The sequence below is a fragment of the Deferribacterota bacterium genome (assembly GCA_034189185.1).
In the GTDB taxonomy this organism is placed as follows: Bacteria; Chrysiogenota; Deferribacteres; order Deferribacterales; family UBA228; genus UBA228.
The window spans coordinates 1-1,537 of record JAXHVM010000303.1; the positions used below are offsets into that span (position 1 = coordinate 1).

2 protein-coding genes are annotated in these 1,537 nt (G+C 30.4%); both read right to left on the reverse strand.

All coding sequences use genetic code 11. The features are described from left to right. Positions 1-218 precede the first annotated feature (218 nt). The gene (locus SVN78_11105) at positions 219-1,124 is read right to left on the reverse strand and encodes an ROK family protein (GenBank protein MDY6822153.1); all 906 of its coding nucleotides are present in this window, start codon (positions 1,122-1,124) and stop codon (positions 219-221) included. Positions 1,125-1,132: 8 nt separating this feature from the next. Next, positions 1,133-1,537: DNA photolyase (locus SVN78_11110; GenBank protein ID MDY6822154.1), on the reverse strand; the 405-nt coding region annotated here is incomplete at its 5' end.

The window sequence follows — 1,537 nt, forward strand, 5'->3', positions numbered from 1 at the left end:
CCTTATCATTATATATATATTTTACATCTATAATTAATCCTGTTTTATTGTATATAATTTCTTTATTATCACACAATAATCCAAGTAAACCATAGGTATTATTGTTACAACCAATTATTGCAACTGAAAATTTTTCCATAACTTAAACTATCAATTTAGGCTAATTTTATATTTTACGCAATAAATACTTTGAAACTATATTAAACTATTAAGATTCATTAAGCAAAATCTAACAATCTCTCACTGCACAGAGCTGCACCACCAAGAATACCTGCCCTATTTTTTAACGTAGCTATCTTAATCTCTACCCATCCCCTATAAGCTGGATATACTAAATCGTCAAAGTATTCTAGAGTATCTTCTATATACATATCCATCATCTCACACAGACCACCACTTATTTTTATAACCTCAGGAGCAAATATATTGGCAACATTAGCTAAACCATGAGCTAGATAATAGGCATATTTCTTGAAAACCTCCTTTGCAATTAGATTGCCATTTTTTGCTAATCTATAAATATCAATGGGCTCAAAGTTGTGTGATGAGCCACTAAATTCTTTAAAATATCTTTGCAAACTAGCAGAGTTACAATAAGCTTCAAAACACCCTCTCTTACCACAACCACATTTCTGGCCATCAACAACTAGTGTTATATGACCTATCTCACAGGGTGAAATATTGCCTCTAAAGAGCTTTCCATTTACTACAGCCCCAGCACCTACACCTGTGCCAAGGGTTATTACTGTTACATTGTCATACTTATTTTCATCTCCAAACTTACACTCACCAAGAGCCGCCATATTGGCATCATTTGCAATGGTACAAAAAATATCAGAGGCAAATGATTTTACATCATTTACAATATATTTACCTCTTAAATACAAGATATTAGGTGTAAATAATATTTTTCCCTCTTTTAAATCACAAACCCCTGGAACTGCTATAGCTATTGCATTAACAATATCTACATGATTTCTATAAATATTCTCAATTCTTGCAATAAAATTCTTATAGTCTTTTGGGGTCTCATAGGCACTCTCTTCTAAAATTTCACCATTCTCATTTATTATACCCCATTTAACAAAAGTACCCCCAACATCAAAACATAAAAATGATCTCATTATAAACCCTACAAATAATTATATATAAAATGAAAATTTTTCTCAAAAGATTTTCTATTTCCTGGATCATAGCCTAAAACATTTTCCCAGATTGAAACATCTTCCATGCATAGATATATAAAAGCATTTTTCCAATATTTCCTAATAAGATTATACAAATAATTCACCATATAATATCTCACTGGCTTTAGATATCTCAATTTCCCATCAATAGTCTTTACAAACTCATTAGCCAATATGCCGCTTTCCAAATAATTATTCCTTATAATATCCTCTAATTGCGGCATAAATCTTAGTGTTCCTATACTAATATAGCTTACCACTTTTTCATCCAATTTTTCAACTATTTTTTCAACTACTACCTTATATTCTTTTTCAAAATTTTCACATAAAATGAGAGGATCAAAATGAAA